This window comes from Verrucosispora sp. WMMD573, from assembly GCF_027497175.1.
GTDB lineage: Bacteria > Actinomycetota > Actinomycetes > Mycobacteriales > Micromonosporaceae > Micromonospora.
The window spans coordinates 328,363-347,825 of the sequence record NZ_CP114901.1; the positions used below are offsets into that span (position 1 = coordinate 328,363).

Here is a 19,463-nt window from a genome sequence, read left to right on the forward strand (position 1 = left end):
CGGCGGCGACCCAGCAACCGACCCGGCCCGCCAGAGCCCCTGACCGACCGACCTGACGAGGCACGATGAGTATCAGCACCCCGGGCGGCCCGGAACGCCGCCCGACCGTGGTCAGCACCGGCAAGAAGCCGGCGGCGGGACGGCCGGCCGCCGGCGCCAAGGCGACCGGAGCCAAGGCTGGCCCCGGCAAGTCCGGCTCGGCCCAGCGCGCGGGGGGCGGCAAGGGGCCACGTAAGCCGATCACTCCGGTAAAGGTCAGCCAGGGGCGGTCGTGGGGGCCGATCGCGCTCTTCGTCGCCGTCGGCGTGCTCGCCACGTCGATCATCGGGTTCGGCGCCTGGGCGACCTTCAAGGGCAGCCAGTCCTGGGAGGACAAGGCGGCCGACATCGCAGGCATCATCAACTACCGCGAGACCGACCCGGACAGCCTCACCTACGAGTCGCACCAGTCCGGCAAGATCGAATACAAGTACAGCCCGCCGGTCGGCGGCGCGCACAACAACGCCTGGCAGCGGTGCCTCGGTGACGTCTACGACGCGCCGATCGCGGCCGAGCACGCGGTGCACAGCATGGAGCACGGCTCGGTCTGGCTCACCTACCGCCCGGACCTGCCCGCGGCCGACGTCGAGAAGCTGGCCAGCGTGATCCGGGGCAACGACTTCATGCTGATGAGCCCGTACGAGGGGCTGGACAGCGCCGTGTCGCTTCAGGCGTGGGGTTACCAGCTCAAGGTCGACAGCGCCGACGACCCGCGGATCAAGGAATTCGCCACCACGCTGGCGCAGAACGCCTCGATCGAGCCGGGCGTGCCCTGCTCCTCCGGCAACTACACCACCGGCACCGGCACCGAGCCGCGCGAGTTGGCTCCGCCGACGGGTGGCTGACATGCCCAGCGCGATCCAGGAGGCCCCGCCGACGGAACGCAACGGCACCGAACTCCGCCGGCCGTCCCGGACGCTGCGCTACCTGACCCTGGTGATGGCGGCGGTGCTGCTGCTCGGCATCGGGTGGACGGCCGCGACCCTGGTGTCGGACCGGGCACCGGGTGAGGACTCGGCCGAGGCCGGCTTTGCCCGGGACATGTCCCGTCACCACGCCCAGGCGGTGGAGATGGCGATGATCGCGTACGCGAAGGCGCAGAATCCGGCGATCCGGCAGATGGGCTACGACATGGCCCTGACCCAGCAGGCTCAGATCGGTCACATGCAGCGCTGGTTGCAGGAGTGGGAGTTGCTGCCCACCGGCTCTCGACCGGCGATGGAGTGGATGCCCGACGCCGTGCCGGTCGGCCAGGACGGGCTGATGCCCGGCATGGCGACCCGCGAGGAGATCACTCAACTGCACGAGGCCCAGGGTGTCGAGGTCGACCGCCTCTTCGTCAAGCTGATGATCGATCACCACCTTGGCGGCATCCACATGGCCGATGGAGTGCTCAAGGTCTCGGACCGGCCCGAGGTGGTCCGGTTGGCCGAGGCATCGAAGCAGGCGCAGCAGAAGGAGATCAACGAGCTGCGCCGGATGGAGCCTGCCGACGGTTGATCCGCTCGTAGCCGAACCGACCCTCGCCGCCCCGCTCGAACAGTCGAGCGGGGCGGCGACGCGTAGGCAGCCGATCGCCATCGGATCGCCACCTCCGCCCCACCTTGGGGCCATACGACCGATTTTCCCTCTAGGGGTTACTTGGAGCGAAGTGCACTCGTTGTCCGGACGTGGGGGTTGCACTCAGAGACGCGCGGCGTTCGGTGACCAGTTGGTGCCGACGCCACACCATCGGCGGTGACGGAGCGGTGGCAGCCGTCCGTCGCGGACAGCGGCAGGGTGAGCCGGGAACGCTCAGCCGCGAGCAGGAGCTTGAACTCATCGACACCCTCCGGGGCGTCCACCCCGACGCGTTCGGCCTGGACGAGGAGCTGTGGACCCGCCAGAGTCTGCACGCCCTCATCCAGCAGCACTTCGGCCTGACGCTTGACGTGGGAGTCGTCGGGGCGTACCTGCGGGCCTGGGGGTTGGGTCCGCGCGAGCCTCGCGAGCGGGCCTGCGGGCTCTGCGTCGGGGCGGTCGAACGGTGGGTACGCAGCGAGTACCCGGCGATCACCAGGGCGGCTCAGGAGCACCTGGCCGAGGTGTACTGGGTGGGTCGGGTCCGACTGCGGGGCACGATGCCGGCGGCCGACGTCGTCTCGGCGGTCTCCTCGCGGGGGCGGGTCCGGTTCATGGTCACCACCCCGTCGGTCGACCCACCGCTGCCCCGGGAGTTCGTGCATCGACTCAGTGGCGCCGAACGACGTACCGTGCATCTGATCGTGGACGGCTCGTGGGCCCGCAACGAATGGCCGCGACGGCTCCCCCGGCGCATCGTGCCGCACCCGCTACCCAGCTGCGGACGCGCCCAGGCCGCCTGACGCGCCGATACCGATTCGGCGATCGGGTGGGGCGTTTGCTAGTCTTCTCCAGTCGCTGAGCCCCCGTAGCTCAGGGGATAGAGCACCGCCCTCCGGAGGCGGGGGCGCAGGTTCGAATCCTGCCGGGGGCACCATCCAAGACCAGCATACAGAGGCCCCTGACCAGGGAATACCAGGTCAGGGGCCTACTCGCGCGTCCGGCTGCGCGATGGATTCTCCGGTGCTTTTCGCGACCAGGACACCGAACTGGAGTTCGGCGAGGCTGGCGACACTGATGGCTGGCTCGCCAGGAATCGGGGTTACATCGGTGGCGATCCTCCTCAGTCGGTGGCGGCACGTCGGGCGCGGGCCCGGCGGCGGCCCTCGTGCATCGCCTGCACCCTCGGCACCGGAATCGTCCGCCCCTCCTCGATCAGCTCGCCGGGAATCCGCTGGGGCGCCGGCATCAACTCGCGCCACGGGTCTCGCTCCGTCAGCAGCACCGGGACGGTCCGGATGGTGAAGTCCGCCGCGGTGACTGACGCCAGGTCCGGCCAGGGCACCGGGAAGGAGACCGGCACGCCGGGACGCAGCCGAGGGCTGTACACCGACACGACTGTCGCGCCGCCGGTGCGGGTGGGATCGACGAAGACCTTGCCACCCCGGTCCTCGCGGATGAACGCCGTGGTCGCCAGCGCCGGATCCAGTCGTTCCGCCCGAGCCGCGAGGGCCCGGGTGGCAGCGGCCAGTTCCTCGGCGTCGGGGCCGGGTTCGACCGGGACGAAGACGTGCACCCCCTTGGCGCCGCTGGTCTTCACCGCACCCGCCAGCCCGGCGTCGGCGAGAGCCTGCCTGACCAGCAGCGCGGCCGCCACCGCGGCCCCGAACCCACCGGTCTCCGGCGGATCGAGGTCCAGCACCAGGTGGGTGGGACGGCTCAGGTCGTCGGCCACGGCCAGGGTGGGGTGGTACTCGACGGCCCGCTGGTTGGCGAACCAGAGCAGGGTACGGCGGTCGTCGCAGAGCGCGTACGCGATCTCCCGGCGGGACGCCTCGGCCCACACCGACACCCGGCGTATCCAGTCCGGGGTGTAACGCGGCAGGTTCTTCTGCATGAACTGCGGCTGTCCCGGGCGCACCCGGACCACCGACAGCGGACGGCCGCGCAAGTGCGGGACGATCCGGTCGGCCACCGCGTCGAGGTAGTCGACCAGGTCGCGTTTACTCGCCCCCGACCCGTCGAACAACGGCTGGTCGAGATTGGTTAGCGCGACCCCGTCCCGGGTCTCATCAGCCCCGCTCATCCGATCACCATCCCGGCCGGTCGCCTTGCGGTCAACCGGAACGGCGTCGGTGATCCGGCCACGCCGTCAGCTCGACAGTCTCAGCGGAGCCCTACCTGCGGGGCCGCCCCCGACGGCCAGCCGCCGCTCCGGCGAGGGGATCTCCGGCGGCGACGGTGGCGAGCAGCTGGGCGGTGTGGGCGCGGGTCGCCGCGTACAGGCCGGAGCCGTAGCTGATCCGGGCCACCCCCAGGCCGGCCAGTTCGGCCTGCCCCGGCGCAGTTGGTCGGGCCAGTACGTTCACCGGTGCCGCCACGGCCCGCACGAAGCTCCGCAGCTGCGTCGGGTCGGCCAGCAGGATCGGGTAGACGCAGTCCGCCCCGGCGGCCAGGTAGCGGCGCGCCCGGCGGACCGCCTCGGCGAGCCGGTCGGCCGGTTCACCACCGGGCCGCAGGAAGACGTCCACCCGGGCGTTGACCACAATTGTCACCCCGGCGTCGTCCGCCGCCGCCCGGACCCCGGCCAGCAGGTCGGCCTGGTCCTCGGCATCGACCATGACGCCGGTACGCGGATCCGAATCCTCCAGGTTGAGCCCGACCGCCCCGGTGTCGAGCAGCCGGGCGACCAGTTCGGCGGGGCGCAGACCGTAACCCCGCTCCAGGTCGGCGGTGACCGGCACGGTGACCGCACGGGCGATCCGGGTCACGGCCGCGAACATCTCCGCCGGCGGGATGCGCTCACCGTCGGCGTAACCGAGCGACTCGGCGACAGCCGCGCTGCCGGTGGCCACCGCCGGAAAGCCGGCGTCGACCACCGCCTGGGCCGAACCGGCGTCCCAGGCGTTGGGGAGCACCAGCGGGTCGCCGGGGCGGTGCAGGGCACGAAGCGCGACCGCCCGGGCCGCCGTCGAGTCGGTCACGACCCGATTCTCGGCTCGCACGATGCTCGCCCGGAGAGCCAATTCGGCCACGCTGGTTGTGGGGAACGCCACTGATCTGACCGATCGGTCAGCCTCTGACCGATCGGTCAGGCATGCTGGGAGCCATGGCCCGCACCACCCCGCAGACCCACGGCGAGATCCTGGCGGCGGCGGCGAGACGGTTCGCCGCCACCGGCTACCGGGGCACCTCGTTGCAGGACATCGCCACCGAGGTGGGCTGTTCCAAGGCGGCGGTGCTGTACCACTTCGCCAACAAGGAGGCGATTCTCACCGAGCTGATGGCGCCCGCGATCGAGGTGCTGCGGTCGCTCGACGACCAGATCGCCGCCCAGCCCGGGCCGGCCGCCGCACAGCGGGTCGCCGCCGAGGGCTTCGTCGATCTCGCCGTTCGGTTCCGCGGCGAGATCGCCCTGCTCCGGGGCGAATTCCCGGAACTGCTGCAACAGCCCGTCTTCGCCCACATCCAGCAGATCTCCGAACGGCTCATCGACGCGCTCGCCGGGCAGCCCGCGCGGGCCTCCGCCCGGATCACCGCGCTGGTGCTGCTCGCCGGCATCGCCGAGACCTGCGGCCAGTTCGCCGACGTGCCCGACCAGGAACTGGGCGACGCGCTGCTGGCCCTGCTGCGGCGGGCGCTCGAACCGCCCGTCCACTGACCCGTCCCACCAACCACGACCGAGGGAAAGGACCTCATGGCGACCCTGCTCTACCGGCTAGGCCGGGGATCGATGCGTCGGCGGCGACTCGTCGCCGCGATCTGGCTCGTCGTACTCGTCGGGCTCGGCCTGGCAGCAGCGACCCTGCGCGGCCCGACGGCCAGCAACTTCACCATGCCCGGGACGGAGTCGCAGCGCGCACTCGACCTGCTCAACGAGCAGTTCCCGGCAGCGGCCGGCGCCACCGGCACGATCGCGGTCAAGGCACCGGCTCCGGGGCAACTCGGCACACCCGAGGGCCAGGCGGCGATCCAGTCGATCGTTCAGGAGGCCACCACGGTCCCGGGTGTGCTTGCCGCCATCGACCCGTTCCAGGTCGGCTCGGTCTCACCCGACGGCCAGTACGCGCTGGTCCAGGTGCAGTTCAACGACGGCGCCGACCAGATCACCGAGGAACAGCGGGAGGCGTACGAGCGACTCGGTACCCAGGCCGAGGCCGAGGGTTGGCAGGTGGCGCCCGGCGGTGAGGTGCTGAACACCGAGCCCGAGGTCGGCTCCACCGAGGCGATCGGCGTCGCGGTGGCCCTCGTCGTCCTGGTGGTCACCTTCGGCTCGCTGGTGGCCGCGGGCATGACCATGCTCAACGCGCTGATCGGCGTCGGCGTCGGCATGGCCGGCCTCTTCGCACTCAGCAGCGTGGTCGAACTGACCAGCACCGCACCCATCCTCGCGTTGATGCTCGGCCTGGCCGTCGGCATCGACTACTCGCTCTTCATCACCTCGCGGTATCGACAGAATCTGCTCGACGGCATGCCGGCGGACGAGGCGATCGGCCGCGCGGTCGGTACCGCCGGCTCGGCGGTGACCTTCGCCGGTGCCACCGTCGTCATCGCTCTGGCCGGGCTCGCCGTGGTGAACATCCCGTTCCTGACCGTGATGGGTCTGGCCGCCGCCGGCACGGTCACCGTCGCGGTGCTGGTGGCGATCACCCTGCAACCGGCGCTGCTCGGCTTCGCCGGACGCCGGGTACTGCCCCGCCGGTTGCGCTCGTCGGTGCCGGTGGCCCTGACCGCCGATGACATTCCGGACGACGCCGCCCGCCGCAGCGACGTGACCACCCACCGCGCGGCACCGGAGACCGCCACCAACGGCGGCGAGGACACCTCGGCGTTCGGTTTCCGTTGGGCCCGACTGATCACCCGGCTCCGGATCCCGGTGATCCTGGTCGGCCTGCTCGGCCTGGGGCTGCTCGCGCTGCCGGCACCGGACATGCGTCTGGCGCTGCCCGACGCCGGTACCGCTCCGGTCGGCTCCGCCGCCCGGGTCTCTAACGACCTGATCACGGAGGGCTTCGGCCCGGGCTTCACGGGCCGTCTCGCAGTTGTTGTCGCCGGCGACGACGCCGCCGCCACCGCTGCGGCCGTTCCGCAGGTCACCGCGTTGGTCCAGCGCACCGACAACGTGCTCGCCGTGGCCCCGCCGCAGCTCAGCCCGGACGGCCGGACCGCGCTGCTCGGGGTGATCCCGCAAACCGGACCGACCGACCCGGCCACCGAGACGATGGTGCACGACATCCGCACCGCCGTCGGCGGCATCCAGGGCGCCGAGGTGCTGCTCACCGGCGTGACCGCAATCGGCATCGACATCTCGGAGAAACTCTCCGACGCGCTGCCGATCTATCTGGCGCTGGTGGTGGGCCTGTCGATCCTGCTGCTGATGCTGGTGTTCCGCTCGGTGCTGGTGCCGGTCAAGGCGGCGCTGGGGTTCCTGCTCACCGTCGCCGCCACCTTCGGCATCACGGTCGCGGTCTTCCAGCAGGGCCACCTCGCCGACCTGGTCGGCCTGGACACTCCCGGCCCACTGATCAGCTTCCTGCCGATCCTGCTGATCGGCATCCTGTTCGGCCTGGCCATGGACTACGAGGTGTTCCTGGTCTCCCGCATGCGGGAGGACTTCGTCCACGGTGACACCGCCCAGCAGGCCACCATCAACGGGATGGGGCACGGGGCACGCGTGGTCACCGCCGCCGCCCTGATCATGACCTCGGTCTTCGGCGGCTTCATCTTCCTCGACGACCCGGTGATCAAGTCGATGGGCTTCGCGCTCGCCATCGGCGTGGCCATCGACGCCTTCGTGGTCCGGATGACAATCGTCCCGGCCGTGATGTCACTGCTCGGCAAGGTCGCCTGGTGGCTGCCCCGCTGGCTGGACCGGGCGCTGCCGAACGTCGACATCGAGGGCGAGAAGCTGCGCGCCAAGCTCGACGACAGGGTCGGTGCCGGCGCCTGACCCGCACGGTGACCCGGCCCGCCACCGAACGTCCGGTGGCGGGCCGGGCCTTCATCGGCTCAGACACCGGCCGGGTAGGTCTCCATCTCGCCCGGAGCGGCCAGCGCGGGCAACGGATGCAGCGCGGTGGTCTCGTCGCACCAGATGAAGGCGTCGTAGCGTTCCCCGAGCCGGGTCGGCACGTAGTTGCCCCACGACTCGAACGACGGGTCGTACACCACCCCGATCGCCCGGTGGTCCAGCATGTCGGTGACCCAGCCCGGCTGGTCCGGACCGCCGAAGACCAACACCGCGCGCTCGGGCATCAGCTCGTGCAGCCGGTGCTCCAGCGAACCGGGTCGGGCCGGCGGCACCACCATCGCCTCCGAAGGCGAGCCCCAGCGCGGCGCGGCGATCACCGTGCCCCGCCAACTGCCAAAGCCGATCAACACCACCTGGTCCGCGCCGTGACGTTCCCGCGCCAACTGGCCGATGTTCACCATCCCGTCGGCGGCCATGTCGGTCGCCCGCGCGTCACCGACGTGGGTGTTGTGCGCCCACACGACGCCCCGGGCACCCGGCCCGTAGCGGTCGAGCAACCGGTCCAGGGTGTCGGTCATGTGGATGTCCCGGACGTTCCACGAACCGGGTCCACCGGCCACCATCTCCCGGTAGTAGCGCTCCGCGCCGGCCACCACCTCCGCGTTCTGCCAGGCCGAGAAGGCACCCGGCCCGTCGGTGGCGGCGTGTTCGCGGGTACGGGCCAGCAGCCGGATCACCTCCTGCTCGCACCGGGCGGAGACGAACCGGCTAGCCGCACCGTACTCCTCGACCCGCTTGCCGTACGGCTCGAAGCACCGGTACGCGTCCTGGGCGGCCTCCAACGACGCCGGCTCCTCCTCGCCGAGGTAGTCGAAGATCGCCTGCATCGACTCCCAGAGGCTGTAGACGTCCAGACCGTGGAAGCCGACCCGGGCCGCCTCGGCCCGCTCCATGTTCCAGGCCCGCAGCCAACGGCAGAAGCGGGCCACCTCGGCGTTGGCCCACATCCACGTCGGCCACCGTTCGAAGCCCTCCAGCGCGGTCTGCGGCTCGGCCGCCCCGCCGGGTGCCCCGGTCACCGAATGGTGCACCCGGTCGCAGTCCGGCCAGTCGCCTTCCACCGCCACGAAGGAGAAACCGCACTCGGCGACCAGCCGCCGGGTCAACTGCTCCCGGATGCGGTAGTAGTCGTAGCTGCCGTGCGTCGCCTCCCCGATCATCACCACCCGCGCGTCCCGGACACGCTCCAGCAACGGATCGAGGTCGCTCGGCGCACCGAGCCGCTGTACCAGCATGCCTGCGGCTACCCGGCACCCCGACGGGCAAACGCGGCGACCCGCCGGGGTGTGCCGGCCCGCCTGGGCGGGTAGATCGGACAGCATGACCGACAGCGGTGCCGCCCTGCACGAATACCTCGCCGGGCTGGACTATCCCGTCTCCCGCGAGGACCTGATCCGCTGGTGCCAGGAGAACGGCGCGAGCACCGAACAGTTGCAGGCCGTACGGGCGCTGCCGGTGGACCAGTTCAGCTCGCCCACCGAGCTGACCGAGGCGCTGGGCACCCTGCCCTGAGCCGGCTAGCGGGCGTGCAGCAGGCGGTACAGCACCAGCCACTGCTCCGGCCAGACCTGCCCGACCGGAAGGTCCGGGTCGAGCCGGCTGGCGCGCAGCGCCGCCGCCAGCCGGGCCCGTGGATGCTCGCGGGCCAGTGAGGCGGCGAGCGAGCCGCCGACCCCGCCGAACCCCAGCTCGACCATCCGCCGGTACGCCGGCAGCGCCTGAGGTGGCAGCAACGGCTGTGTCCGACGCGCGATGCGCAGGATGCCCGCGTCGACCCGGGGCACCGGGCGGAACGCGGTACGCGGCACCCGCCCGGCCAGCCGCCAGTCGAACTCTGGCCAGCTCAGCACCGTCAGCCGGCTCCACCGGCCGTAGTCACCGGCCCGCCGCCGGGCGTATTCCAGCTGGGTGAGCAGGGTGGCCGTGCGCAGCTTCGGGGCGGCCAGGCACCACCGCACCACGGCTGCGGTCAGCGACCACGGGATGTTGCCGACCACGGCGAACTCCTCGGCGGGAGCCGCGGTGGCGAGGAAGTCCGCCTGGCGATGGGTGACGTTCGACAGGGTCGCGCAGACCCGGGCCAGTTCCGTTCCGGCGACCGGATCCACCTCGTACGCCGTCAGGCGGCCGCAGCGCGCGGCAAGCGGGCGGGTCAGCTGCCCCCGCCCGGCACCGACCTCCAGCACCAGACCGTGCGGGTCGGGGCGGGCGGCGTCAACGAACCGCGCGACGGCGGCCGGGTCGGCGAGAAAGTTCTGGGAGAGCACGCGACGGGACCGGTCGCGTTCGGTCGTGCGGGTACGGCGGGGCGCCATGGCGTCGTCCTTGTCTGTCGCCGGGTTGGCGACGAGAGCGGACAGGCGACCGTCGACGGGGCCTGTCCGAGCGATCGGGACTCGGACGGCCCTGGTGAGATGGCGCGGAGGGACGGCACCGCGATGTGGGACGGTGCCGGAGACGTACGCGGGAGAGGCGTCAGTCGCGGGTCGCGCCGGCCAGGGCCGGACGCCGGACGCGCGGGCGGGCCACCAGCAGCGGCCCGAAGGCGGCCGGCGTGGCGACCGCGTTGATCAGGGCGTGCACGCACATGCCGGCGACCCTACCGGCCCTGCCGGCCGGCGGCCACCGGATTACGGCCCGCGCTCAGGCCGGCACGTCGATCACGGTGCCCTGCGCGCGGGCGGTCTCGGCGGCGTCGAGCACCGCCACCACCTCGCGGCCGAACCGCACGTCGCAGCGGTGGTCGCGGCTGCCGGCGTCGATCTCGGCCAGCAACTGGTCGATCGCCACTGCGAAAGCGGTCGCCGGGCTGGCACCACCGTTCGGCAGTCGCTGGATGCCGCTCTCGCCGTAGAAGACGAACTCCGCGGCGACCGAGCGGGGCGGTGCGTCCAGGGTCAACGAGACCGTGCTGGTGGCACCGTCGGCGTGGCTGAGCAGCAGGTGCACCAGACCGCCAGGGCCGTCGGTGGCGGCCACCCGGGCCACCCGGCCGAGGACCGGCAGCAGGACGGCCAGCGCGTGCGGGCCGACGTCCCACAGCGCGCCGTGCTCCCGCCGCCACGGCGACTGCCCGTACGGGCTGCCGGGCTGGAAGATCGAGGCGAACCGGATCACGTTGGCGGTATGCCAGCCTCCAGCCGCGGCGGTCGCGGCGATGAAGGCGGCGACCTCGGGTTGGTACCGGCCGGTGAAGAAGACCACCGAAGCCACACCCGACCTGTTGGCCGCCTCGACCACCCGGTCCGCGTCTTCGACGCTCAACGCCAGCGGCTTGTCCAGCAGCAGGTGCCGACCGGCGGTGGCGGCCCGGACGGCGATGTCCGCCTGAACGTCGGGCGGCAGTGCGACGGCCACCGCGTCGCACGCCTCGATCAGCGAGTCGATCTCGTCGAACGCGGGCGTCCCGAAGCGGGTGGCCAGCGCGGCGGCCTTGTCGGGGTTGCGCCCCCACACGCCGACCAGCTCCGCCCTCGGGTGCGCCTCGAGCGCCGCCGCGTGCGTCTCCGCCGCCCAGTGCCCGGTGCCGAACAACCCGAACCGCATCCCCGTACCTCCGCTGTTCTCGTCTGGCCACGGCTGACCCCGCGACAGTGATCACGCTAGTCCTCCGCGGCCCCCCGTGCCCGGCGTCCCAACGTGACGTGACGGGCGCGACGCGGCACGGCCGGCCGTCCGGGTCCGGGATGGCGGGCGGGTGGCCGCCCGACCAGGACGGCGGGTACGGCACCGGCCCTCTCGGCGGTCGCTCTTACTACGGGGGTTAGTAGAGTGGGCCGGTGATCGGAACGAACACCGGGCGACCCGGGTGACCACCGCCGCGACCACCACCGGATCTCCGACCGACGGGGTGCTGGCGGTCGCCGCCATCGTGCTGTCGCTGCTGGTCGCCGTCTGGGCCCTGGTGGCGGCGCTGCGCCACCGGCCGCCGGACCGGATGCAGCTGATCGGGCTGGCCGGGCTGGAGCTACTGCTGCTCGGCCTGGTGCTGGTGACCGCCGTGGCAGTGGCCGGCGGCGAGCGACCGGGCGAACCGGGCTCGTTCTTCGGCTACCTGGTCACGCTGGTCTGCCTGCCGCCGCTGGCGGCGGTGCTGGCGCGGATGGAACCGACCCGGTGGGGATCGGCGATCGTCTGTGCGGTGTGCCTGGTGACGCCGGTGGTGGTGGTCCGGCTTCAACAGACCTGGCAGGTGCTCGGTGGCTGAGCTGAGCGCCGCCCGACCCCGGACCAACTCCGGTCCGGGACGGTTGCTGATCGCGGTCTACCTGCTCTTCGCCATCGCCGCCAGCAGCCGCGCCGCCCTCCAGATCGCCACCAGGTTCGACGAGGCGCCGCTGGCGTACCTGCTCTCCGCGCTCGCCGCGGTGGTCTACATCGTGGCCGCGGCCGGTCTGGCGCGGGCCGGTCACGCGGGCCGCCGGGTCGCCCTGGCCTGCTGCGCGCTGGAACTGGTAGGCGTCGTCGGGGTCGGCGTCTTCAGTCTGGCCCGCCCGGACCTCTTCCCCGACGAGACGGTCTGGTCCGAATTCGGCAGCGGCTACGGCTACATCCCGCTGGTACTGCCGATCCTCGGCCTCGCCTGGCTCCGACACACGCGCCGGAGGACGGCAGAGGCCCCCTCCTGACCCTGACGTCCCAGGAAGGGGCCCCGGTGGACGAGGCCGGTCAGTCTCGCGGGCCGCCGGCGACGTAGATGACCTGGCCGGATACGAAGGACGCCCCTTCGCTGGCCAGGAACGAGATGGTGTGCGCCACATCGTCGGGCCGGCCCACCCGGCGGACCGGGATCTCCGCCTCGGCGTGCTTCTGCATCGCCTCGAAGTCCACCTTCATCCGGGCGGCGGTGGCCGCGGTCATGTCGGTGACGATGAATCCGGGCGCGACCGCGTTGACGGTCACCCCGAACGGGCCCAGCTCGATGGCGAGGGTCTTGGTGAAACCCTGCAGGCCGGCCTTGGCGGCCGAGTAGTTGGCCTGACCCCGGTTCCCCAGCGCCGAAGTGCTGGACAGGTTGACGATCCGCCCCCACCGGGCCTCGACCATGTGCTGCTGGGCGGCCTGGCTGAACAGGAACGCCCCGCGCAGGTGTACGCCCAGGACGGTGTCCCAGTCGGCGTCGGTCATCTTGAACAGCAGGTTGTCGCGGAGCACGCCGGCGTTGTTCACCAGCACGGTCGGCGCGCCCAACTCGGCGGCCACCCGTCCCACGGCGGCCTCCACCTGGGCCCGGTCCGCCACGTCCGCACCGACACCGAGTGCCCGGCCACCGGCCGCCGCGATCGCCTCCACGGTCTCCTTGGTCGCCGACTCCTCGATGTCGACCACCGCCACGGCCAGTCCGTCGGCGGCCAACCTCCTGGCGGTGGCCGCACCGATTCCCCGTGCCGCCCCGGTCACGATGGCGACCCGCTGCCCCTCCGACATACCTACCTCCCGGTAACTTGGCTCGACGGCAGGAGCCTAACCCACTCCCGGGCGGCATGAACCCCGTCGATCCCGACCTCCGGACCGGGCCGGCCGGCCCGGAGGTCACCGGCGGCGTCGGGGCCGCTCAGTGCGACCAGGATCGACAGAGCCGAATCCAGCGGTAGCCGTGACCGGAGAGTTGCAGCTTGTCCAGCTTGCCGACGTCGTCGTAGTTGCGGTCGGCGAGCACGTCGATGGGCAGGTCCGCCTCGGGCTGAAGCTGACTGAGGTCCACCTCGGCGTCGGTGGTGCCGAGGTTGTGCAGAAAGACCATCGTTCCCGTCGGCCCGTCGGCCCGGTGTGCCAGCACCCCCGGCGGCATCGGCACGTCGATGTGCGTGGTGGAGCCGGAGCCGATCTCCGGGGCCTCCCGCAGCGTACGGATCATCCGCTCGAACCAGGCCAGCAGCGAGGTGCGGTCCCGACGCTGGAGGGTGACGTTGACCTTCTCGTACCCGAACTCACCCTTGTCGATCACCGGTCGGACGAGCTTCTCCGGCTCCGCCGTGGAGAAGCCGGCGTTGGGCTGGTTCGACCACTGCATGGGGGTACGGATCGCCTCCCGCCCGTCCAGCGACAGGTCCTCCCCCATGCCGATCTCCTCGCCGTAGCGCAGCACCGGCGTGCCGCGCAGGGAGAACTGCAGGGAGTACGCCAACTCGACGCGCCGCCGGTCGTTGCCCAGCATCGGCGCCAACCGGCGGCGAATGCCCCGGTCGTAGATGCGCATGTGCTCCTCGGGACCGAACTGCGCGTACACCTCGTTGCGCTGTTCGGCGGTGAGCCGGGACAGGTCGATCTCGTCGTGGTTGCGCAGGAACGTCGCCCACTGCCCGCCCTGGGGCAGCGCCGGGGTGTCCCGCAGCGCCTCGATCACCGGTTCCGGGTCCTGCCGGGCCAGGGCCAGCATCAACCGCCCGTTGAGCATGAAGTCGAAGAGCATGTGCACCCGGTTCGCCGAGCCGCCGCTGTCGCCGAAGAAGGCGGGCAGGTTGTCGGGCTCGACGTTCGCCTCGGCCAGCAGGACCGCGTCCCCGCGCCGCCACTGCACGTGCTGGCGCAGCTCGGTGAGGAACTCGAAGTCCAGTTCCGGGTTCGGGTCGCCCGGCTCGGTGCGCTCGATGATGAACGGCACCGCGTCCATCCGGAAGCCGGCGACACCGAGTTGGATCCAGAACGACATGATCTTCTTGATCTCGGCGCGTACCGCCGGGTTCGTGGTGTTGAGGTCGGGCTGGAACTTGTAGAACCGGTGGTAGTACCAGGACTTCGCGGTCCGGTCGTAGGTCCAGGTCTCGTGCTGTTCACCCGGGAAGACCATGCCCTGGTGCCGGTCCGCCGGCTCCTGGTCGGACCAGACGTACCAGTCGCGGTACGGCGAGTCCGGCGACGAGCGTGCGGACTGGAACCACGGGTGCTGGTCGGAGGTGTGGTTCACCACCAGGTCGATGATCACCCGGATGCCCCGGTTGTTGGCCTGGTGCAGCAACTCGGCGAAGTCGCCAAGGGTGCCGAAGCGGGGATCGACGTTGTAGAAGTCGGTCACGTCGTAGCCGTCGTCGTCGTTCGGCGACGGATGGATGGGGTGCAGCCAGAGGCAGGTCACCCCGAGCCGGGCCAGGTAGTCCAGCCGGCCGATCAGACCCCGGATGTCACCGACCCCGTCACCGTCGGAGTCCGCGTACGTGTCGATGTCGAGGCAGTAGACGACCGCCTCCGAATACCACCTGTCAGCCATGCCCCGGTACCTTCTCCCGGTCGAGACGCCGGCAAACCCGACTCGGTACCGTGCCGGGATGCGGAGCATCTCATGGTCCCGCGGCAACTGGCACGGCCGGCCGGTCCGGGTCACCGAGGAATCGGACGGCACGCTCAGCGTCGAGCCGGGCCCGGGCAGCGACCTGTGGCGGCACACCAGTTACGGCTTCGTGCACGACGACGCCCCGGCCCTGCTGGCGCCGTTTCCGGCCGGCACCGCCGTGGAGGTCGACTTCCGGCTGGCCTGGGCCGGGCAGTTCGACCAGGCCGGCGTGCTGGTCCGGGTGGACGACCGGAACTGGGTGAAGGCCGGCGTGGAGGTCAGCGACGGCCAGCCCCAGGTGGGCGCGGTGGTGACCCGCGACGTCTCCGACTGGTCCGTGGCGCCGGTCCCGGACTGGGCAGGCCGGGAGGTGAGCGTTCGGGTCAGCCGGGCCGGTGACGCGCTGACCGTACGCGCCCGGGTCGCCGGTGAGCCCTGGCGGCTGGTCCGGCTCGCCCCGCTGGCTCCCGGTGCGGTGGCGACGGCTGGGCCGTACTGCTGCTCGCCCAGTCGGGGCGGGCTCGTCGTGCGGTTCACCGGATGGCGCCTCGGCCCGGCCGACGAGGCGCTGCATCCGCAGGAGTGATCCGTTCGACCGGTGTGTCTCGCGGCTCCGGCGGGTATGACTTCTCTTCACGCCGGACCCACGGAAGGCATCATCATGGCGCTCGCCCAGGACGTCGACCCCACTCAGGTCGGCGGGCTGACGGGCTGGATCGCCGGGGTGATCGAGGCAAGCGGCGCGGTGGGGGTGGCCCTGCTGGTCGCCCTGGAGAGCATCATCCCACCCATTCCGAGCGAGATCGTCCTGGCGATGGCCGGATACCTGGCCGGCGAGGGCGAGTTCAGCGTGGTCGTGGTGACCGTGGCGGCGACCGTGGGCTCGGTGCTCGGCGCGTTGTTCCTCTACTGGGTCGGCGCGGTCGTCGGCGAGGACCGCCTCAAACGGTGGCTCGACCGGTTGCCCCTTGTCGATCTGGACGACCTGGAGAAGGCCGACCGGTGGTTCGAGCGGTACGGCCGCTGGGCGGTCTTCTTCGGCCGGATGGCGCCGGTGGTCCGCAGCCTGGTGTCGGTGCCGGCCGGGGCGAACCGGATGCCGCTTGTCGAGTTCGTCACGCTCACCACGCTGGGCAGCGGTATCTGGAACGGGCTCTTCATCGGACTCGGCTACGCGCTCGGCTCCCGCTGGCAGCAGATCGACCGCTACAGCTCCTGGTTCGACTACGGCCTCCTCGCCCTGTTCACCCTCATGCTCGCCACCTGGGTGATCAAGAAACTCCGCCGCCGCACCCCCACCCACACCCCCTGACACCCCCACCAATCGCCCCACCCCTACACCCCCTACACCCCCACACCGAACCCCAAGATCCGGGCAACTTCGGAGATGTTGCTGCCTCAGCCGGGCTTGAGACAGCAGCATCAGGGAAGTTGCCCGGATCTTGAGCGTGTCGGGGTGAAGCCGGACCGGCCGCTTGCTCTGCTTCACCTGGCGCACAGGGGTCGGGGCGATCGGAGACGCCGCCGGGGCGGGACGCCAACGCGATGATCGATTCGGCGGGGGCAGGGACTCTGTCAGGGGAGGGTGCGGAGGTGGGGGGAGACGGTGCGGGCGAAGGCGTTGTTGTTGGTGACGTCCCAGTTGATGGACCAGGTCATCGCGCCGCGCAGGCCGGGGTAGGTGCGCGGGGGGCGGAAGCTGCCGCAGTTGGTGGCCCGGGTCAGGCAGTCCAGCGCGGCGTTGACCACGCTGGGCGAGACTATGCCGCCACCGGCCGCGCCGGGACCGGCCGGCAGGCCGAGCCCGACCTGGTCGGGCCGCAGCCCCGCCTCCAGCTGGATGCAGGCCAGCGCGACGATGAAGTTGACCGTCCCCTGGGTGTACGCGGCGTTGTTGTCGCAGCCGAGCATCGCTCCCGAGTTGTAGAACTGGGTATTCACCACGGTCAGGATGTCCTTGATGTCCAACGCCAGCTTGAAGTAGCTGCCCGCCGGGTTCTGCATGTCGATGGTCTGTGGCGCCATCGCGATGATCAGCCCGCTGCCCACCTTCGCCCGCAGTGACCGCAGGGCCTGCGCCATGTACGTCGGGTTCAACCCGTTCTCCAGGTCGATGTCGACGCCGTCGAAGCCGTAACGCCGGATCAGGGCGTACACGCTGTCGGCGAAGGCCACCGCGGACGCCGCACTGTTGACCACGACGCGGCCGGTCTCGCCACCCACCGAGATGATCACCTTCTTGCCGCGACTCTGGAGGGTCCGCACGTCGGCCGAGAAGTCGGCGTCGGTGTACCCGCCGAGCGAGGCGGACAACCCGGGGTCGATGGCGAAGCCGACCGCGCCGGGCGTGCCGGTCGCGTCGGCGAAGGCGACCGCCACCAGGTCGTACTCGGTGGGCACGTCCCGCAGCCGCAGCTCAGCCGCCGGGTTGTCGAAGTTGTGCCAGTAGCCGGTGAGGATGTGCTTCGGCAGCCCGGTGACCGGCGGCGGACTGGTCGGCGGCGGGGTCGTCGGAGGAGGCGTGGTCGGCGGCGGGGTCGTCGGAGGAGGCGTGGTGGCCGGCGGCGTGGTCGGTGTGGTGCCGCCGGCGCAGGCCGCGCCGTTGAGCCGGCAGTTCGCCGGTACGCCGGAACCGCTGCCGAGAAAGCCGAAGGAGACCGAGGCGCCGGGTGCGATGGTGCCGTTCCAGGAGCGGTTGGTAAAGGTGTACCGCTGGCCGGTGGAGGTCAGCAACGCGTCCCAGTAGGTGCCGACCGTGGTGCCGGCAGGCAGGTCGAAGGCGAGACTCCAGCCGTTGACCGTGGTGCCGCCCCCGTTGGTGATGGTGTACTTTGCCTCCCAGCCCGAGCCCCAGTCGGACGTCTTGACGAAGCTCGCGGTGACTCCGGCGGCGTACGCGGCCGGCGCCAGCCCGACCGCCCCGATCGCGGCGGCCAACGCGCCGATCACCGCCAGTACCAGTGTTCTGGACCGTTTCATGTGCCCCTCCAGCCCGGACATGAATCCATGGACGTCAACCTGGCGACTATTATTAAGACTGTTAACTGTTTCTGTCCAGGGCTGGCCGTGGGCGAGTCGACGTGGCCCCCTGTCTCGCCGGAGGCGATGCCAGGGGGCCACGTCCCCACGCCTCAGCGGCGGAATTGGAACCAGTTGACGTTGACGAAGTCGTTGGGCTGGCCACTGGTGAAGGTGAGATAGACGGTCCGTCGACCGGTCACACCGGAGACGTTGCCGGGCACCGAACGCCAGCTCTGCCAGCCACCGGTGTTCGCGATGGCGAAGCTGCCGATGGGTGCGCTGGTCGGGCTGTCCACCCGTACCTCCACCAGGCCGCTGACGCCGGCGCCCGCGCCGGAGGCGACCCGGGCCACGAAGTCGCGCGGCCCGCCGGAGCCGAACTCCACGTTGTCGAAGCGGGCCCAGTCGCCGTTGCGCAACGCCCCGATGTTCTGCCCGCCCTCGGAACACGCCTCGACGATCACGCCGTTCTGGGCGTTGAAGGACTCGGCCTGGATGGTCGCGTACGCATCCCGGACACCACCCGGCGGCGGGGTGGTCGGCGGCGGCGTGGTGGGCGGCGGGTTGCTGCCCCCACCCCGGCTGTAGACGGCCACGTAGTCCACGAGCATCGGCCGGCCGGGCACGGTGGCCGAGGTCGGTGTGGCACTGCCGGCAACCCCGTTCGGGAAGGCCCCGCCCATCGCCACGTTCAGCAGCAGGAAGTAGCCGGCGTGGCTGGTCATCTGCGACCAGTACGGCTCACCGACCCGGCTCTGGCTCACCGTGTGGTAGAGCTGCCCGTCGACGTACCAGCGCAGCTGCTGCGGACTGACCGAGGCGTCCCACTCGAAGCGGTAGGTGTGGAAGGCCGACTGGCAGGTACTGCCGGGGCAGGCCCGGGAGGCGCCGATGCCGTTGAACTCGTCGCACGGGCCGCCCGGCGCGACGCCGCAGTGCAGCACACCCCAGACCGAGTTGAGCCCGTTGACGTTCTCCATCACATCGAACTCGCCGATGCCCGGCCAGTTCTGGTAGTTGCCCCGGTAGGGCGAACCGAGCGCCCAGAACGCCGGCCAGTAACCCGATGCGGCAGCACCTGTCACGTTGGGCATCTGGATGCGGCCCTCGATGGCCAGGACCCCGCCGGCCGGGGCCTTGAAGTTGCTGCGTACGGTCTCGATGCGCGCCGAGGTCCAGCGGCCGGCGCTGTCCCGCAGCGGGGTGATCCGCAGGTTGCCGGCGCCGTCGTGGCTGACGTTGGCGGTGCTGTTCGTGTACGTCTGAATCTCGCCGGTGCCCCAGTTGGGTGGGCCACCCGGGTAGCTGGTGCCGGTGTCGATGATCCAGTTGCCGGAGGACGGGAGGGTGCCGGCGGCACCGGTGAAGTCGTCGCTCCACACCAGACTCCACCCCGACGGGGGCGGCGGTACGGCGGCGTCCGCGGTCGTGCTGAGTCCGGCCAGGACGGTGGCGACGGCGGTGAGCAGTGTCAACGCCAGCGGCAGCCGGCGTCGCGCAGGCGGGGCGGCGGATGCCGTCGGGGCAGATGTCATGACGTGC

General features: G+C 71.3%; 19 protein-coding genes and 1 tRNA gene. 11 read left to right on the plus strand and 9 right to left on the minus strand.

The window, feature by feature from the left end:
* Positions 1-65: 65 nt before the first annotated feature.
* The 4 genes from O7601_RS01535 to O7601_RS01550 all read left to right on the plus strand — a co-directional run bounded on the left by O7601_RS01535 (position 66) and on the right by O7601_RS01550 (position 2,536).
* Entirely contained in the window at positions 66-884 is an 819-nt protein-coding gene (locus O7601_RS01535) for a DUF3105 domain-containing protein (RefSeq protein WP_281564523.1), read from the plus strand.
* A 1-nt stretch (position 885) separates the two neighbouring features.
* Positions 886-1,539 carry a DUF305 domain-containing protein gene (locus O7601_RS01540; RefSeq protein WP_281564524.1) on the plus strand — a complete coding sequence of 218 codons (654 nt, stop codon included), beginning with the start codon at positions 886-888 and terminating at the stop codon, positions 1,537-1,539.
* Between the two features lie 170 nt (positions 1,540-1,709).
* On the plus strand, positions 1,710-2,402 hold the full coding sequence (locus tag O7601_RS01545; protein ID WP_281564525.1) for a winged helix-turn-helix domain-containing protein: 693 nt from the start codon (positions 1,710-1,712) through the stop codon (positions 2,400-2,402).
* Between the two features lie 59 nt (positions 2,403-2,461).
* Positions 2,462-2,536 (plus strand) — tRNA-Arg (locus O7601_RS01550).
* 186 nt (positions 2,537-2,722) lie between these two features.
* Here O7601_RS01550 and O7601_RS01555 read toward each other — a convergent pair.
* Both O7601_RS01555 and O7601_RS01560 read right to left on the minus strand, forming a co-directional pair.
* Positions 2,723-3,685 (minus strand): ATP-dependent DNA ligase, encoded by a 963-nt coding sequence (locus tag O7601_RS01555; RefSeq protein WP_281564526.1) that lies wholly within the window; start codon positions 3,683-3,685, stop codon positions 2,723-2,725.
* A gap of 91 nt (positions 3,686-3,776) precedes the next feature.
* On the minus strand, positions 3,777-4,583 hold the full coding sequence (locus O7601_RS01560; protein ID WP_281564527.1) for an isocitrate lyase/phosphoenolpyruvate mutase family protein: 807 nt from the start codon (positions 4,581-4,583) through the stop codon (positions 3,777-3,779).
* 125 nt (positions 4,584-4,708) lie between these two features.
* Between O7601_RS01560 and O7601_RS01565 the strand changes: the two genes are divergently transcribed.
* A complete protein-coding gene (locus tag O7601_RS01565) occupies positions 4,709-5,260 on the plus strand; it encodes a TetR/AcrR family transcriptional regulator (protein WP_281564528.1) in 552 nt (183 codons plus the stop codon).
* A 36-nt stretch (positions 5,261-5,296) separates the two neighbouring features.
* A complete protein-coding gene (locus tag O7601_RS01570) occupies positions 5,297-7,549 on the plus strand; it encodes an MMPL family transporter (RefSeq protein WP_281564529.1) in 2,253 nt (750 codons plus the stop codon).
* Positions 7,550-7,608: 59 nt separating this feature from the next.
* Here the strand turns inward: O7601_RS01570 and O7601_RS01575 are convergent, their stop codons facing one another.
* Positions 7,609-8,865 carry an erythromycin esterase family protein gene (locus O7601_RS01575; protein ID WP_281564530.1) on the minus strand — a complete coding sequence of 419 codons (1,257 nt, stop codon included), beginning with the start codon at positions 8,863-8,865 and terminating at the stop codon, positions 7,609-7,611.
* Positions 8,866-8,950: 85 nt separating this feature from the next.
* On the opposite strand from O7601_RS01575, the gene O7601_RS01580 reads away from it, so the two are divergent.
* On the plus strand, positions 8,951-9,142 hold the full coding sequence (locus tag O7601_RS01580) for a DUF2795 domain-containing protein (RefSeq protein ID WP_093405351.1): 192 nt from the start codon (positions 8,951-8,953) through the stop codon (positions 9,140-9,142).
* A gap of 5 nt (positions 9,143-9,147) precedes the next feature.
* On the opposite strand, the gene erm is transcribed toward O7601_RS01580, so the two are convergent.
* Both erm and O7601_RS01590 read right to left on the minus strand, forming a co-directional pair.
* Positions 9,148-9,945, minus strand: coding sequence for an ErmE/ErmH/ErmO/ErmR family 23S rRNA (adenine(2058)-N(6))-methyltransferase (gene erm, locus O7601_RS01585; protein WP_281564531.1), 798 nt, complete (start codon positions 9,943-9,945; stop codon positions 9,148-9,150).
* 328 nt (positions 9,946-10,273) lie between these two features.
* The gene (locus tag O7601_RS01590; RefSeq protein WP_281564532.1) at positions 10,274-11,176 is read right to left on the minus strand and encodes a Gfo/Idh/MocA family oxidoreductase; all 903 of its coding nucleotides are present in this window, start codon (positions 11,174-11,176) and stop codon (positions 10,274-10,276) included.
* Positions 11,177-11,438: 262 nt separating this feature from the next.
* On the opposite strand from O7601_RS01590, the gene O7601_RS01595 reads away from it, so the two are divergent.
* Positions 11,439-11,837, plus strand: coding sequence for a hypothetical protein (locus O7601_RS01595; RefSeq protein WP_281564533.1), 399 nt, complete (start codon positions 11,439-11,441; stop codon positions 11,835-11,837).
* Entirely contained in the window at positions 11,830-12,258 is a 429-nt protein-coding gene (locus O7601_RS01600) for a hypothetical protein (RefSeq protein ID WP_281564534.1), read from the plus strand. Before O7601_RS01595 ends, O7601_RS01600 begins: the two co-directional genes overlap by 8 nt.
* 40 nt (positions 12,259-12,298) lie before the next feature.
* Here the strand turns inward: O7601_RS01600 and fabG are convergent, their stop codons facing one another.
* Positions 12,299-13,057 (minus strand): 3-oxoacyl-ACP reductase FabG, encoded by a 759-nt coding sequence (gene fabG / locus O7601_RS01605; protein WP_281564535.1) that lies wholly within the window; start codon positions 13,055-13,057, stop codon positions 12,299-12,301.
* Positions 13,058-13,184: 127 nt separating this feature from the next.
* Positions 13,185-14,837, minus strand: coding sequence for an alpha-amylase family protein (locus O7601_RS01610; protein ID WP_281564536.1), 1,653 nt, complete (start codon positions 14,835-14,837; stop codon positions 13,185-13,187).
* Positions 14,838-14,895: 58 nt separating this feature from the next.
* Between O7601_RS01610 and O7601_RS01615 the strand changes: the two genes are divergently transcribed.
* Both O7601_RS01615 and O7601_RS01620 read left to right on the plus strand, forming a co-directional pair.
* Positions 14,896-15,486, plus strand: a complete 591-nt coding sequence (locus O7601_RS01615; protein WP_281564537.1) for a DUF1349 domain-containing protein — start codon at positions 14,896-14,898, stop codon at positions 15,484-15,486.
* A gap of 75 nt (positions 15,487-15,561) precedes the next feature.
* Positions 15,562-16,212: a DedA family protein gene (locus O7601_RS01620; protein ID WP_281564538.1), complete on the plus strand. Its 651-nt coding sequence runs from the start codon at positions 15,562-15,564 to the stop codon at positions 16,210-16,212.
* A 263-nt stretch (positions 16,213-16,475) separates the two neighbouring features.
* On the opposite strand, the gene O7601_RS01625 is transcribed toward O7601_RS01620, so the two are convergent.
* Together O7601_RS01625 and O7601_RS01630 are read right to left on the minus strand one after the other, a co-directional pair.
* Positions 16,476-17,879 carry a cellulose binding domain-containing protein gene (locus tag O7601_RS01625; protein WP_281564539.1) on the minus strand — a complete coding sequence of 468 codons (1,404 nt, stop codon included), beginning with the start codon at positions 17,877-17,879 and terminating at the stop codon, positions 16,476-16,478.
* Positions 17,880-18,031: 152 nt separating this feature from the next.
* Positions 18,032-19,456 (minus strand): carbohydrate-binding protein, encoded by a 1,425-nt coding sequence (locus O7601_RS01630; RefSeq protein ID WP_281564540.1) that lies wholly within the window; start codon positions 19,454-19,456, stop codon positions 18,032-18,034.
* Positions 19,457-19,463: the final 7 nt, after the last annotated feature.